Annotated in this window: 11 protein-coding genes; 2 read left to right on the top strand and 9 right to left on the bottom strand. The window is 75.0% G+C overall.

Features of this window, described 5'->3' with window-relative positions; genetic code table 11:
- Window positions 1-3: 3 nt before the first annotated feature.
- The 4 genes from KSK32_RS25050 to KSK32_RS25035 are packed head-to-tail and all read right to left on the bottom strand — an operon-like array spanning window position 4 to window position 4,863.
- Window positions 4-411, bottom strand: a complete 408-nt coding sequence (locus tag KSK32_RS25050; protein ID WP_135239722.1) for a VOC family protein — start codon at window positions 409-411, stop codon at window positions 4-6.
- A 9-nt stretch (window positions 412-420) separates the two neighbouring features.
- Window positions 421-1,701, bottom strand: a complete 1,281-nt coding sequence (locus KSK32_RS25045; protein WP_216933407.1) for a cytochrome P450 — start codon at window positions 1,699-1,701, stop codon at window positions 421-423.
- A 32-nt stretch (window positions 1,702-1,733) separates the two neighbouring features.
- Complete coding sequence (locus KSK32_RS25040; protein ID WP_216933406.1) at window positions 1,734-3,137, bottom strand: FAD-dependent oxidoreductase; 1,404 nt, start codon at window positions 3,135-3,137, stop codon at window positions 1,734-1,736.
- Window position 3,138: 1 nt separating this feature from the next.
- Complete coding sequence (locus tag KSK32_RS25035; RefSeq protein ID WP_216933405.1) at window positions 3,139-4,863, bottom strand: FAD-dependent oxidoreductase; 1,725 nt, start codon at window positions 4,861-4,863, stop codon at window positions 3,139-3,141.
- Window positions 4,864-4,936: 73 nt separating this feature from the next.
- On the opposite strand from KSK32_RS25035, the gene KSK32_RS25030 reads away from it, so the two are divergent.
- Complete coding sequence (locus tag KSK32_RS25030) at window positions 4,937-6,238, top strand: condensation domain-containing protein (protein ID WP_216933404.1); 1,302 nt, start codon at window positions 4,937-4,939, stop codon at window positions 6,236-6,238.
- Between the two features lie 163 nt (window positions 6,239-6,401).
- On the opposite strand, the gene KSK32_RS25025 is transcribed toward KSK32_RS25030, so the two are convergent.
- On the bottom strand, window positions 6,402-7,781 hold the full coding sequence (locus tag KSK32_RS25025; protein ID WP_216933403.1) for a cytochrome P450: 1,380 nt from the start codon (window positions 7,779-7,781) through the stop codon (window positions 6,402-6,404).
- A gap of 267 nt (window positions 7,782-8,048) precedes the next feature.
- Between KSK32_RS25025 and KSK32_RS25020 the strand changes: the two genes are divergently transcribed.
- The gene (locus tag KSK32_RS25020; protein ID WP_216933402.1) at window positions 8,049-9,506 is read left to right on the top strand and encodes an amidase; all 1,458 of its coding nucleotides are present in this window, start codon (window positions 8,049-8,051) and stop codon (window positions 9,504-9,506) included.
- Here KSK32_RS25020 and KSK32_RS25015 read toward each other — a convergent pair.
- The 4 genes from KSK32_RS25015 to KSK32_RS25000 are packed head-to-tail and all read right to left on the bottom strand — an operon-like array spanning window position 9,500 to window position 14,435.
- Entirely contained in the window at window positions 9,500-9,883 is a 384-nt protein-coding gene (locus tag KSK32_RS25015; protein WP_216933401.1) for a hypothetical protein, read from the bottom strand. The two genes, KSK32_RS25020 and KSK32_RS25015, sit on opposite strands and share 7 nt — an antisense overlap.
- Window positions 9,880-12,294 carry a hypothetical protein gene (locus tag KSK32_RS25010; RefSeq protein ID WP_216933400.1) on the bottom strand — a complete coding sequence of 805 codons (2,415 nt, stop codon included), beginning with the start codon at window positions 12,292-12,294 and terminating at the stop codon, window positions 9,880-9,882. Before KSK32_RS25010 ends, KSK32_RS25015 begins: the two co-directional genes overlap by 4 nt.
- Window positions 12,282-13,451, bottom strand: a complete 1,170-nt coding sequence (locus KSK32_RS25005; protein WP_216933399.1) for an acyl-CoA dehydrogenase family protein — start codon at window positions 13,449-13,451, stop codon at window positions 12,282-12,284. Before KSK32_RS25005 ends, KSK32_RS25010 begins: the two co-directional genes overlap by 13 nt.
- Before the next feature lie 48 nt (window positions 13,452-13,499).
- Window positions 13,500-14,435: a TIGR03560 family F420-dependent LLM class oxidoreductase gene (locus KSK32_RS25000; protein WP_216933398.1), complete on the bottom strand. Its 936-nt coding sequence runs from the start codon at window positions 14,433-14,435 to the stop codon at window positions 13,500-13,502.
- Between the last annotated feature and the right edge of the window lie 30 nt (window positions 14,436-14,465).

Here is a 14,465-nt window from a genome sequence, read left to right as displayed (position 1 = left end):
CCGTTAGGCCGGGGCCGGGGTGCTGCCGGGCTGATAGGTGCCGATGATCCAGACGTTGCCCTCGGGGTCCCGGGCGGCGTACCCGCGGGACGTCCCGAAGTCCTCGTCCTTGAGCTCCCGGATGATCTCCGCGCCGGCCGCGACGGCGCGGGCGTGGTGCGCGTCCGGGTCGTCCACCACGAGGTAGAGGCCACCCTGCCCGACCTCGGTGGCCAAACGCGTGCCGGTGCCGACGGAATTGACCATCACCGCTGAACCCCGCCAGCCGAGCTCGGCGTGCGCGATGGTCCCCTCGGGGCCGGGGAACACCACGTTCTTGGTGAACCCGAACGCCTCGACCAGCCATTCGATCGCCTTTTCGGCATCCCGGTACAGCAGACACGGGTAGATGCCGACCGCATTCTCCGTCATGCCCGAACGCTACGACGCGGGCCAGCGCACCAACAGCCGTTCAGGCCCGTGGAACGAGGTGTTCGGGGCGTGACCGAAGTCCTGGCCGGGCACCAGTTCCAGCGCGGGCAGGCGGCGGGTCAGTTCCTCCAGGACGACGCGCAGTTGCAGCCGGGCCAGGTGCGCCCCGAGGCAGGCGTGGTTGCCGTCGCCGAACGCCAGGTGCCGGCGCACGCCGCGCCGGGCCGGATCGAACGTGTCCGGGTCGGCGAACATCTCGGCGTCCCGGTTGGCCGACGCCGTCACCAGCAGCAGCCGGGCCCCGGCGGCCAGCGGCACGCCACCCAGGACGGTGTCGCGGACCACCCGGCGCCGCCAGGCGACGACGGGGGGACGCAGCCGCAGGCACTCCTCCACCGCGGCCGGGATGCCGGCCGGGTCGGCGCACAGCGCCGACCACGCGCCCGGCGTCTCCAGCAGCGTCCGCACCGCGTTGGCCGCGCCGGACGCCGTGGTCTCGTGCGCCGCGGTGGTGCCGTTGAGCACCAGCGACTGCAGGTACGAGTCGCTGAACAGCTCCGGGTTGCGGGCCTGGGCGCGGACCGCGTGGGCGATCCAGCCGGCACCCCTGCTCTCGGTCTCCTTGAGCCCGCTCACCAGGCGGGCGGCGTACTGCCAGTACCGGCCCATCACCTCGCACGCGGCCACCTGCTCGTCGTCGGTGGGCAGCCCCCAGTTGAACACGGCCTGGGACACCGAGTAGCCGCGCACCTCGGCCAGATCCTCGTCCGGTACGCCCATGAAGACGGCGACGACCAGGGCGGGCACCTCCCACAGCAGCTCGGCCACCAGGTCGGCGTGGCCCCGGCCGGCGAACGCGTCGATCCGCTCGCCGACGAGCGCGCGCACCCGCGGTTCCAGCCGCTGCACCCGGCGCCGGGTGAACGGCCTGGCGAGCCGGCGCCGCCGCCGCAGGTGCACCGGCTCGTCCTCGTTTGCCAGCACCGGGCCGCCGGTGAACCGCCGCCGGACCAGCTCGCGCAGGGCGGGGCGGGACAGCGGGCGGTACGGGTCCATCGCGTTGGCCGCCGAGAACGTGTCCGGGTCGCCGAACACTGCACGCACGTCCCGGTACCTCGTGACGATCCAGTAGTCGAGGCCGGGGTGGTGGAAGACCGGCTGCTCGGCGCGCGCCTCGGCGAGACTCGCCCCGGCTTCGGCGTTGTAGGCGGGGCCGAACGGCTCGAAGCCCGCGGCGCCGGTCACCGGGCAGCGGGCGGGAGCGTCGGTCCGGGCGGGTCGTGCGTCCATGGTGGCCTCCGAAGGTGCCGTCCGGTCGCGGCTCAGGCGGCGACGATCGCCTCGAACTCCCGCCGGGCCGGTCCCTCGACGGCGTCGTCGGTGACGGTCCGGCCGTCGAGGAAACCGGTCACCCGGCGCACCACGTCGCGGTCGCCGAGCAGCTGGGCGGGTGTGATGAGCAGGTGCGCCATCCGGCCGAGCGCGCGGGCGACGACCTCGTCCCGCCCGGCCAGCACCTCCATGCCGGCCATGAAGCGGGCGAACGGGTCGTCGGACACCGGCGGCGGCTGGCCGCGCAGCCCGGCCGCCATCCGCCGCAGGCCGGCGGTGTCGGCGGTGACCTGCGTGCGGTACCACACGCCGAGGTTGCGGGCGGTCCACGCCTCGAACGCGTCGGTGAACGCCACCGAGCCCGGGTCACCGGCCGTGTCCAGGGTGCGGGCGAGCTGCTGGGCGTGCAGGAACGCGATCGAGACGCCCCGGCCGTACGTCGGGTTGGTCTGGAGCGCGGCGTCGCCGAGCAGGACCAGCCCGGCCAGCGCCGGCCCGTCGTCGTCGTGCATCCGCTGCCAGCGGTTGGCGATGCCGGACATGGTGCGCACCGGCCCCACCGGTACGCCCCGGCGGGCCCACCGGTGGGTGTGCGGCACCGCGGCGATGAACCGGTCCCACGTGGCCGGGCGGCGCAGCGCGTGACGCAGCTCGTCCTGGTCGGACAGCGTCACCGACAGCGAGAAGGTGCCGTTGTCGGCCGGGAACGCGAGCGTGGCGGCGTACCCGAGGCTCATCGCGAGCGGCCGGTCCAGCGGTGGCAGCTCGGCGCCGGGCCGCAGCCGGTAGTGCCGGGTCAGGTAGACGAAGCCGCACGGATGCACCAGCGCGGGCGGGCGGCGCACGTCGATCGAGTCGAGCAGCCGGGCGTGCCGTCCGGCGGCGTCCACGACGAGATCGGCTGACACCACCTCGCCGGAGTCGAGCCGGACGCCGTCCACCGTCGGCACGCCGCCGTCCGGGCGCCCGGTGACCAGCGCGCGGGCGGCCGCACCGGGCCGCAGACGTACGGTCGGTTCGCGTCCGACGGCGCGGCGCAGCACCGCCTCGTGCATCAGCCGCCGGGCGGCGAGCGCGAACTCGTCGGCCGGCGGCGGCCCGGTGTGCAGGCGGCTGACCGGCACCCGCACCGCGCCGGCCGCGACGAGGTCGTCCAGGACGTCCGGCGCCTCCTCGGCCAGCACCCGGCACGACCGGGCCAGGAACTTGTGCGAGTGCCGTCCCTGCGGCAGGCCCGGCCGGTGCCAGTCGGTGAACCACCGGTCCGCGCCCGCGCCGTCCGGCGGCGCGGCGGCGTCGCGTTCCAGCAGCGTCACCTCGTGGCCCCGGCGGGCGCAGAACAACGCGGCGGCCAGGCCCGCCATGCCGGCCCCGACGACGGCGATCCGGCTCACGTCAGCGGCGGATGTTGGAGAAGAACCGGATCGCGGTACGCCGCAGCGCCGGCTCGGACCACTGCGGCGGCTCGACCGGCTCGGGAGCGCGGCCGAGGACGGTGGTGAGGGCGTCGCGCAGCGCCCGTTCCGGGTCGTCGGGCCGCGACACCGCCCGCCACACCACGTAGCCGTCCGGCCGGACCAGGACGGCGGTGTCCGGGCCGAGGTCGTAGCGGCGTGCCGCCTCGCCGGTGTGGTCGGTCAGGTCGGCGCCGAAGGCGTACACCGGCAGTGGCACGCCCAGCGCGGCGGCCTGCTTCTCGGAGGCGGCCCGCCACGGCGTGCCGGGCGAGCCGAGCAGCAGCACGTGGTCGCGGCCGAACAGGTCGAGCAGCGAGATCTCCCGGTCGCCGTGCCGGACCGGCACGTGCGGTGCGCGGCTGCCCGGCCGGGCCTGCGCCAGCTCCGGATCCTCCAGCAGGTCGCCGTCGTCGTCGGGCTCGGTGCTGACGAACGGCGAGTGGACCCGGTAGCCCAGGTGCTCCCAGACCGGGCTCACCTCCTCGGCGAACTGCAACGTCTTGAGCTGCGGCGCCATCCGTTCGGAGAGGCGGTGCAGCTGCCGGTTGGCGGTCGACTCCCCCACCGGCCGCCGCTCGACGTCGTAGCCGGTGAGCAGGTTCGGCCCGGCGTATCCGGCGACGACGGCGGCGATGCGCCAGGCGATGTCGTAGCCGTCCTGGATCGCCGTGGCGCCGCCCAGGCCGCCGGTCTGCGGCATGACGTGCGCGCTGTCGCCGGCCAGGAACACCCGGCCCTCGCGCATCCGGTCGGCGACCCGGTGGGCGATGACGAACGTGGACTGGTCGGTGATGGTCACCTCCAGGTCCGGCTCCACCATGGCCTTGCGGACCAGTTCCACGCAGCGCTCGTCGGTGAAGTCGTCGTCGCTCTCGCCGCGCTCGATGAAGTAGTTGATGCCGAGCAGGTGGGCGCCGGAGACGCCGAACACCTCGCGGGCGTTCTCCAGGTACGCGTACAGGCCGGTGAACTCGTCGTTCTTGAAGTACGTCAGCAGCGCCTTGCGCCCGGCCAGCAGCTCGGTCAGGTCGGCGTCGAAGAGGATGGTCCGGCACCGCCACAGCTCGCCGACGCCGTGCGTGGGCAGCTCCAGCCATTCGCGGACCGGCGCCTGCCAGCCGTCGGCGGCCACCAGGTAGTCGGCGGCCACCCGGTAGCGGCGCCCGGTGGGCAGGTCGACGAGGGTGGCCACCACGCCGTCGTCGTCCTCGTCGAAGGACTCCAACCGGGTGGAGAAGCGCAGGTCGCCGCCGAGCTCCTCGGCGGTGCGGCGCAGGATCGCCTCGATCTTGGACTGCGGCAGGGCGCCGAAGCCGGCCGGGGTCAGCCGGATCAGCCGGGACATGGTGTCGTCGTTGCCGGCCAGGAGGACCTCCGGGTTCGGGTCCTTCATGTCGGTGGCGATGGTGATGTGGGCCTCGTTGACGAAGTCGATGACGTCGGCGGCGAGGATCTTCTCCTCCAGGCCGGGGATCTGGCGCAGCAGCTCCATGCTGCGGTGCACGATGCCGAAGGCCTTCGGCTGCACCGACGTGCTCGGATGGCGTTCGACGAGGGTCACCGGCACACCGCGCCAGGCCAGGAAGAGCGCCGCGGTGAGCCCGGCGTAGCCGGCGCCGACGACGATGACCCGGGTCCGGTGTTCGATCGCATCCTCAGACATGGGTTAGGACTACCACGAGTGTCCGGACCGGCAGTAGAGCGCAGATAGCAGATACGCCCATAGACTCCTCGCCATGTCGTACACGGAGATCCCGGCCTCCATCGGTCAGCGGCTGATGTGGTTCCTGGCGCACTACCGAGCCGAGACGGCGTCGGTCAACTGCCCGGCCGGCTTCCGCATCCGCGGGCCGCTCGACCCCGGCAAGCTGGCCGACACCGTCGACATCCTGATGCGAAGGCACGAGTCGCTGCGCACCACGCTGCACCGGCGCGGGCGCGACCTGGTGCAGCGCGTCCACGAGCCCGGCCCGACCCGGGTCGAGTGGACCGAGCTGCCGGCCGGCGCGGAGGCGGAGGTCCAGCGGCAGTACGCCGACGAGCTGCGCGCCCCGATCGGCGTCGAGCAGGCCCCGGTGCGCTGGCACGCCTGGCGGATCGGCGCCGACGACCACGTGCTCTGCGCCAACATGCACCACCTGGTCTCCGACGCCTGGTCCTGCGGGGTGCTGATCAACGACGTGATCGCGCTGCTCGGTGACGGCGCGCCACCGGCGCCGGTCGGGTGGCAGTACCGGCAGTTCTCCGCCTGGCAGCACGAGCAGAGCGCCTCCGGGCAGATGCGCGCCGACCACGACTACTGGGCCGCCAAGCTCGACGGGATGCGGGTGCCCGACCTGCCCGCGCGGCGCCCCGGTCAGGGCGCGCCGCGCCCCGGGCTGGCGCTGCACGAGTTCGGCGACGCGGACGCGGCGGCGCTGCGCGCGTTCGCCAAGGGCGAGCGGACCACGCTGTTCCCGGTGATGCTGGGCCTCTACTACCTGCTGCTGCACACCGAGACCGGCGCCGACGATCTGGCGGTGGCCTCGCTGTTCGCCAACCGCACCCGGCCGGAGGTGCAACTGACCGTCGGCTTCTTCGCCAACATGCTGGTGCTGCGCACCCGGCTGGCCGACGGCGGCTCGTTCCGCGACCTGCTCGCCGCGACCCGTCGTACCGTCCTGGACGCCGTCGTACACCAGGGCGTGCCCTACCAGACGGTGCCGGTGCCGGCACTGCGCGAGGCCGGCGGCCGGGTCAACGACGTGGTCTTCCAGATGCTGCCGGACCGGGCGCCGGACTCCTGGTCGCCGACGGCGGTGCGCAACGGGCTGGAGATCGACACGTTCCGGCCGAGCCAGGGGCTGAGCCGCTTCGGCCTGAGCCTGACCGTCATCCCCCGCGCCGACCGGTTCGACGCCCGGCTGTCCTACGCCGAGGACCAGTTCGAGCCGGCCTGGGCGCAGGACTTCGTCCGCCGCTACGCGGAGCTGGCCGGGCGCGTCCTGGCCGACCCGGACGCGCCGCTGCGCCGCCTGGTCTCCGCCGCCGGCCGCTGAGCCGCCGGCCGCTGAGCCGCCGGCCGCTGAGCCGCCGGCCGCACCGCCGGGCGCACGGTCGCGCCGTCAGGCGCTCCCGGGCCGTCGGGCGCGTTCCCGGGCCGACCGCCGACACGGGACGGGCCGGCCCTCGTCGAAGGCCGGCCCGGTCGATCGGTACGCCTCAGGCGCTCGCCGCCTGCTTACGCGGCTCGGCCACGACGGTCGCCCCCTCGGACGGGGTGAGCAGCACGTGCGACGTCTTCTGCGCCTCCGGTCCGGCGCCGTCCGGCCGGCGCAGGTCCATCCGCTTGATCACCTCGGGGATGACCGCCTTCATCTCGATCATGGCGAACTGTGCGCCCAGGCAGTGCCGCCGGCCGCCGCCGAACGGCAGGAACGCCGACTTCGGCACGTCCTCGCCGAGGAAGCGGTCCGGCCGGAACTCCTCCGGCGACTCGAACGACTCCTCCCGGCCGTGCAGCAGCGGCACCGACGGCGCGACCCACCAGCCGCCCGGCACCGTGTAGCCGCCGATCTCCAGCGGGCCGGACAGCGCCCGCGGCATCACCGGCACGATCGGCCGGGTCCGCATCGTCTCCTTGATGACGGCCTCCAGGTACGTCTCGTCGCCGTCCTTGGTCTCCTCCAGCAGCCGCCGGTAGACGTCGGGGTGACGGACGAGCCGCTCGAAGACCCAGGCCATCGCCGCGGCGGTCGTCTCGTATCCCGCCTCCAGCAACGTCATGAGCGCGTCGCGCAGCTCCAGGTCGGTCATCGGCGTGCCCTCGTCGTCCGCGGCGCGCAGCAGCTGGGACATGATGTCCTTGCGCTCGGCGTTGTCCGGCTCGGCCCGGCGCCGCCGGATCTCGTCGTAGAGGATCGCGTCGCAGTCCGCGCGCGCCTGGGTGAACCGGGCCGCCGCGCTGCCCGGGATCTTGCGGAAGATCGGCTCGATGCCGGCCCACGCCGAGCGGGACAGCACGAACGCCAGCGTCTCCATGCTGGACGCCGACGCGGTCAGCCGGGGCAGCATCTCCCGCAGCTGGGCGACCCGTTCGAGGTCGCGGATGCCGAACACGACGCGCAGGAGCACGTCCAGCGCGATGGTCTGCATCTTGGGCCGGACCGGGAACGGGGTGCCGACCGGCCAGGTGGCGACCGACTCGACCGCGATGCGGCGGATCTCCTCCTGGTAGCTCTGCAGGTAGCGGGTGTGGAACGCCGACCCGATCATCTTGCGCTGCCGCAGCCACTCGTCGCCGTCGAGCACCAGGATCGAGTAGTCGCCCACCATCCGCTGCAGGAAGTCCTGCCGGGTACGGCCGGCGTTGCCGACGCTGCGGTCGGTGGCGAACACCTGGCGGGCGAGGTCCGGGTTGGCGACGTACACGATCGGCGGCATGCCGATCAGCGACACCGTGAAGATGTCGCCGTACTTGCGGTGGTTCTGGTCGAGGTAGTCGATCGGACCCCGGACGAACGACGCGGTCTGCACGAACCGCGGCGCGTTCGACCCCGGTGGAGTCTTCGAGGTGGTCGACCTGGTCGGAGCGGAAGTCATGCCAGTCTCCCCTGTGGGCAGGCGACGATCGCCACGGATGCACGCGTGGACGCTGCGGCGGCCGCCCCGTAACGAGGCCCGTTGCCCGCCCGGAGCACGCTCGCGGTGTCCCCGGCAGCGTCGCCCGCCGCGCCGCCGCCGCACAAGCGTTCAGGACGCCGCGCAACTGCGACCGGTCCGCAGTCGACCGGCCGGGCGGTACGGTGCCACGACCGTACCCAGCCCGTGCGGCCGGCGCAGTCGGCGCGGGTGCGGCCGGGAGGTGCGATGGAGGACCTGGCCACGGTGAGCGCGACCGCGTTGCTGCGCGCCCTCGACGCCGGCGCCGTGTCCAGCGCCGACCTGGTCCGGGCCCACCTGGACCGGATCGAGCGGCTCAACCCGCCGGTCAACGCGGTGGTGGCGGTGGACCGGGACCGGGCGCTCGCCGCGGCGGCCGCCGCCGATCGGGCACGCGCCGCCGGGGAGTCCCGCGGTCCGCTGCACGGCCTGCCGATGACGGTGAAGGACGTGTTCGAGACCGCCGGGCTGGTGACCACCGCCGGTGCGCCCGAGCTGGCCGGGCACCGGCCGGACCGCGACGCCGAGGCGGTCGCCCGGCTGCGCGCCGCCGGCGCCGTCGTGGTGGGCAAGACCAACGTGCCGCCGTACGCGGGCGACTTCCAGACCGACAACCCGGTGTACGGGCTGACCCGCAACCCGTGGGATCCCGGGCGCACCGCGGGCGGTTCCTCGGGCGGCTCCGCCGCCGCGCTCGCGGCCGGGCTCACCCCGCTGGAGCTGGGCAGCGACATCGCCGGGTCGATCCGGCTGCCGAGCCACTTCTGCGGCGTGTACGGGCACCTGCCGACCTTCTCGGCGGTGCCGACTCGGGGGCACATCCCCGGGCCACCCGGCACGCTCGGCACGTCGCCGCTGGGCGCGGTCGGCCCGATGGCCCGGCACCCGGCCGACCTCGACCTGGCGCTGGGCGTGCTGGTGGGCGACGACGCGGGCGGCGTACCGGGCGGGACGCTGCCCCCGGCGCCCCCGGCGACGCGGCGGATCAGCGGCTGCCGGATCGCGGTCTGGCTGGACAACCCGCTGATGCGCACCGACCGGGAGACGCTGCGGGTGCTCCGGGAGTTCGTGGCGCGCCTGGCCGGCGCGGGCGCGCTGGTCGAGGACCGGCTCCGGCCGCCCCGGCCGTTCTACGAGTGCTACGAGATCTACCTGGAACTGCTGCTGGGGGTGCTCAGCACCGACTTCTCCGACGCCGACTTCGCCAAGCTGGCCCGGATCGCCCGGCGGGCGCGCCCCGACGACGACCGCCCGGTGGTGCGCCTCGCCCGGGGCCTCGCCCAGCCGTACCGGGCCTGGCACCGCAGCGCCGAGCGGCAGGCGCGGTCGGCAGCCGCGTGGCAGGCGGTCTTCGAGCGGGTGGACCTGGTGATCACGCCGTCCGCGCCGCTTCCGGCGTATCCGCACCAGACCGACGCTCCCCCGCTGGCCCGGCAGCTCACCGTGGACGGCCGGGCGGCGCCGTACGCCGGGCAGCTGGTGTGGGCGAGCCTGGCGAGCCTGGCCCGGCTGCCCGCCACCGCCGTGCCGGTGGGCCGTACCGCGGCCGGGCTGCCGGTCGGGGTGCAGGTGATCGGGCCGCGCTGGGGTGACCGGGGCACGCTGGCCTTCGCCGCGGCGGTGCACGAGCTGACCGGCGGCTACGTGGCCCCGCCCGGCTACTGAGTCGAACGGCCACGGTCCGCGCGGCGGACCTGGTCGCCCACCTCGACGACCGCGTACCAGCAGACGCTGCACGCGGCGCGGGCGCTGCCGTGGGCCTGCCGGAGGCGCTCGTGCGACTCGGCCCCCGGGGTGGAGCCGGCCGGCCACCGGGCCGCCACCTCGACGAGGTCGCGGGCCGCGTCGAGCACCGCGGCGAGCGCGTCGCCGAGCGGGTCGGCGCGCGGTCCGACCAGGTCGGCGACGGCGGACAGCAGCGCGTCGACCCGCTCCACGGGGACAGGGGGCGCGGCCGGGGCGGCCTCGGTGGCCGGCCGCCGCCCGTTGGCGACGCTCAGCCGGGTGCCGTTCGTCCGCGCGCCCGCCGGTTCGCCGGTCATGCCGTCACCGCGGCGCCGGGGCGGTTCGGGTCGTGTTCCCGTCCCGCCGAAACCGTCCAGCGGCCGGGCGGCCGGTGGTGCCGGACGCCGCCCACGTCGATCTCCACCGGCACCGGGGATTCCACCGTCACCTCCGTGCCCACGTCGACCGTGAGCGGGCCGTGCGGCGTCGGCACCGCCCCGCGCGCCCAGTCCAGGTCACCCAGGCGCGGCGCGACCCGGGCCCGGGCGAAGCCGGGTGCCGCCGGGCCCGCGCCGAGCGTGTACAGCGGCAGGTCCCGGCTCGGCGTGGCGGACCAGCCGTGGCAGAGCGAGCCGCCCGACCAGGTCTCCGGCCAGGTGTCCGACTCCTCCGTCAGCAGCGCCCGCCAGTCCCGGCACAGCCGGGCCACGTGCTCCGCGCCGCCGAGCGCGGCGACCGCGTCGTGCACCACGTACCGGAAGAACGGTTGTGCCGCGACCACCTCGCGGTCCACGTCCCAGTCCGGCTGCGGCGGGCCCATCGCGGCCCGCAGCGGCATGACGCCGAAGGACCAGGCACTGGTCACGCGGTCCTCCCGCGCCAGCAGGAACCGCAGCACCGCGGCCCGCGACGAGGCCGGGACGAGGCCGCCGACGACTGCAGCCGCGGCGGCGTGGTCGCTGAGGCCCGGACCGGCCAGGCCGTCGCGCGCCCAGTCCCGGTAGCCGCCGCGCGCGGGGTCGAAGAAGATCCGGTACGCCTCGGCGAGACGGCGGTGCCGCGCGCGCGCCCAGCGGGCCCGGCCGTGGTCGCCGAGCCACGCGGCCATCTCGGCGAAGTCGGTCAGCGCACGTCCCCACAGCCCGTTCAGCACCGCCCCCGCGCCACGGCCCTGCACGCTGGCCCAGTCCAGCAGCACCCAGCCGGTGACGTCGGTGAGCAGCCCGTCGCGGGCGAACTCGGCGAACCAGCGCAGCACGCCCTCGGCCACCGGCAGCAGCGCGGCGACCTCGTCCCGGTCGCCGGCCCACCACCACAGGTTGCGCACCGACCGGATCCAGTGCAGCGACCAGTCCGGGATGGTGGTGGTGGCGCGGTGCTCGAAATCGCAGGCCACCGCCATCGGCAGCAGCCCGTCCGGGCCGGGAACGGCGGCCAGGCGCGGATGCCAGCGGGCCAGCCGCCAGTCCGGGTTGGTGACCAGGTCGACGGCCTGGTGCACCACCGAGTCACCGGTCCAGGCGCGCTGCTCCCGGGTCGGGCAGTCGATGTACGCGTCCTGCGCGGTCAGGTCGACGGTCCGCAGGCCGACCCGGTGGATCTCGTCCAGCAGCGGGTCGCTGCACGTGAAGAACGGGCCGGGCGGCCGTGGGCGCAGCCGTTCGTGCACCGTGACGGCGTCCACCGTGACCCGGCCGGAGCCGGTCAGGCGCAGCACGGCGTACCGGCCGCCGCCCGGGTCGGCGGTCTCGAACGTGTCGGCGTGTCCGCGCAGCGTGTAGGAGAACGCGGCGCTCGGCGGCGACGGCGCGCCCTCGCCGTCCAGGCGTTCGCCGAGCGAGCCGTCGGCCACCACGCCGGCCGGGCCGGTCAGCCGCAGCGCGAGCGTGCCGGCGACGACGCGGCCGAAGTCGGCGGTGACGACCTCCGGCGATCCGGCGTCCAGGTCGACCGTCAGCGGCAGCGTCACCGGCTCACCGGGCGTGCCGGGCCGGTGCCGCCGCAGCGCGGCCGGGATCCTCGGCGTCACGGCCGGCGGCGCGGTGACACGCGGCGGCATCGGCCCGTACGGGTCGGTGGGCGGGACCGACCGGCCGATGCCCCCGAGGTGCAGCGCGGTGACCACGCGGGGCGCCGACCAGCCTTCGTCCGGGTGGCCCGGCCGCAGCCAGTCCGGGTCGAGCCGGCGGCCGTCGAGCACCTCCGGGCGGGCCTGGCCGAGACCGGACGGGCGCTGGCGCGTCCACGCGTCACTCACCCGGCAGCGCCAGGTCCGGTCGGTGCCGAGGACGCCGCCGGGCAGGTCGACCTCGGCGACGAGCACCCCGGCGCCGTGGCTGAACGTCGGCACCGCCGGCATCCACCAGGCGGTCGGCTCGCCGTAGAAGCGCACCAGCACCCCGACGACGTTGACGCCGGGACGCAGCGCCGCGGCCACGTCGACGGTGTCGTGGAGCAGGCGGCGGGGATGGCTGCGGGCCGGGCCGCGGGCCAGTTCCACCCCGTTGACCCACAGCACGTACCGGGAGTCCGCGGTGATCCGCATCGGCGCCCGCCCGGGCACCCGGTCGAGCGTGAACTCGCGCCGGAACAGCACCCGCCGGTCGTGGACCCGCTCGTCGACCACCGGGATGCTCTGGAACTCGCCGGTGCGGCGGATGCCGGTCTCCTGGCACCAGATCCACCGGCCGGTCCACGGCCGGCGCCCGTCCGTCGTCACATCATCCATGGGTCCGGCACCGGCACGCCGAGCAGCGCCCGGCCCACGCGGGTCTCGTGGTACTCGGAGAAGTAGCCGTGGTGACTGCCGGCGTTGATGTCGCGCCAGCACCGTTGCAGCGGCGACCGGTTGTAGAGGGCGCTGCCCCCGGCCAGCCGGAAGATCGAGTCGACGGCGGCGGTCCCGGCGCGCATGGCGTTGCCGGTGGCCAGCCGCACCGCGACCCGGTCGTCCATGGTCATCTCGTCGCCGGCGAGCGTACGGTCCCACGCCCGGCCCAGCGTGTCCTGCACGAACGCGTGCGCGGAGCGCAGCTGCCCCTCGGCCCGGGCGACGGTCAGCTGGACCGACTGCTCCTCGGCCAGCGGGCGGCTGCCCCGCGACTTGTGCGGGGCCACGGTGACGAACTCGTCGATCGCGCGCCGGGCGATGCCCAGCGGGAACCCGGCGAACAGCACGCCCATGAGCGCGAAGAAGGACCAGCGGAAGATCGTCCCGTCCAGCTTGGCCGACTCGAAGATCGGGTTCGCGGTGTACTCCGGCGGCACGCGTACGCCGGCCATGCGCACGTCGTTGCTGCCGGTGCCGCGCAACCCGGCGACGTCCCAGGTGTCGAGCACCTCGACGTCCGCGGCCGGGACGAAGACCAGCCGCCAGTCGGGACGCCCGGGCGGGACGACGGCCGGCTTGTCGCCGTCCATCACCATCACGCCGTTGGCGAACCAGGAGGCGTTGCGGCAGCCGCTGTTGAACGGCCAGCGGCCGTCCACGACAAGCCCGCCGCCGGGATCCGGCGTCGCCTTGCCCAGGGGCGCGAACACGGTGGCGATGGCGCGCGGCCGGTCGGCGAGCACCGAGCGGGCGACGTCCGGCTCCAGCCAGGCGACGAAGAACGTGGCGTTGAGGCTGAGGATGGTGAAGCCGACCGAGCCGTCCGCGCGGGACAGCTCGGTGATGACGTCCACCACTGCCATCGGGTCGAGTTCGAGGCCGCCGAACGACTGCGGCAGCATCAGGTCGATCAGCCCGGCCCGGGAGATCCGGTCCAGCAGATCGGGGGGTACGCAGCCGAGGCGTTCGCCTTCGGCGGCCCGGTCCGCGATCGTCGGCGCCAGTTCCCGGGCCGCCTTGAGGGCGTCGATCGTCACGGGGGTGGTCGAGGTCATTTGACGTTCCTCCACATTCGACACGCGTGCGGATCGGCCGTCGCCGGGTCAGTCTGCCAACGCCGGTACGGCCGGAACAACGATGTGCGCCGGCACAGCGGCCGGCTGGGTGCGGCCGAGCGGCGCGACCGCCTCGGCCAGCGCCGCGAACAGCTCGAACCGGCGCTCGTCGGCCTCCGCGCCCAGGTCCACGACGGCCAGGTCGACGCCGAGTTCCGCGAGGTCCTGGAACCGCCGGTGCGCCGCCCGCGGGTCGGCCACGTCCTCGGCGCGCAGCGCGCCGAACGTGGTCCGCAGGATGTCGTCATAGGGGCGGCCGGCCTGCTCGCAGTTGCGCCGCAGCAGGTCCAGCTTGAGCCGCAGCATCGGCAGCCCGCCCGCCTCGAACAGGTTGCAGGCGTCGGCGTAGCGGGCGACGAGCCGCAGCACCCGCCGCTCGTGCGCGCCGCCGACCAGGATCGGCGGGCGGCGCAGCGGCGGCGGGCACAGCCGGGGCCGGTCGAGCCGGTAGTGCTCCCCGGCGAACGGAGTGGTGTCGCCGTCCCACACCTGCCGGGTCAGCCGCAGGATCTCCTCCAGCCGGGCGAAGCGCTCCGGCCACGAGCCGACCGGGATGCCCATGTCCCGCTGCTCCCGCTCGTGCCAGGGCGGCCCGATGCCGAGCCAGGCCCGCCCGCCGCTGAGCACGTCCAGCGTGGCGACGGTCTTGAGCAGCACGCCCGGGTGCCGGTACGTCGCCGAGGTGGTGAGCGTGCCCAGCTCGATCCGGCTGGTCCGGGCCGCGACGAACGCCAGCGCCGTCCAGGACTCCGGCACCGGGTCGTCCTCGCCGCCGAACATGGGGATCTGGAAGAGGTGGTCGTTGAGCCAGAGGCTCGCCGCGCCGGCCCGCTCGGCCCGTACGGCGAACGCGGCCAGCCGCTCGCCCAGCGCCGCCGTACCGCCGGGACCGGTGAAGTCGCCGGCGAACACTCCCATCCGCATCTGGTGCTCCCTCCACTGCGGCCCGGCCGG

It is taken from the genome of Micromonospora sp. WMMB482, from assembly GCF_019038635.1.
Taxonomy (GTDB): Bacteria; Actinomycetota; Actinomycetes; order Mycobacteriales; family Micromonosporaceae; genus Micromonospora; species Micromonospora marina.
This window is presented reverse-complemented; position numbering and strand designations above follow the sequence as displayed.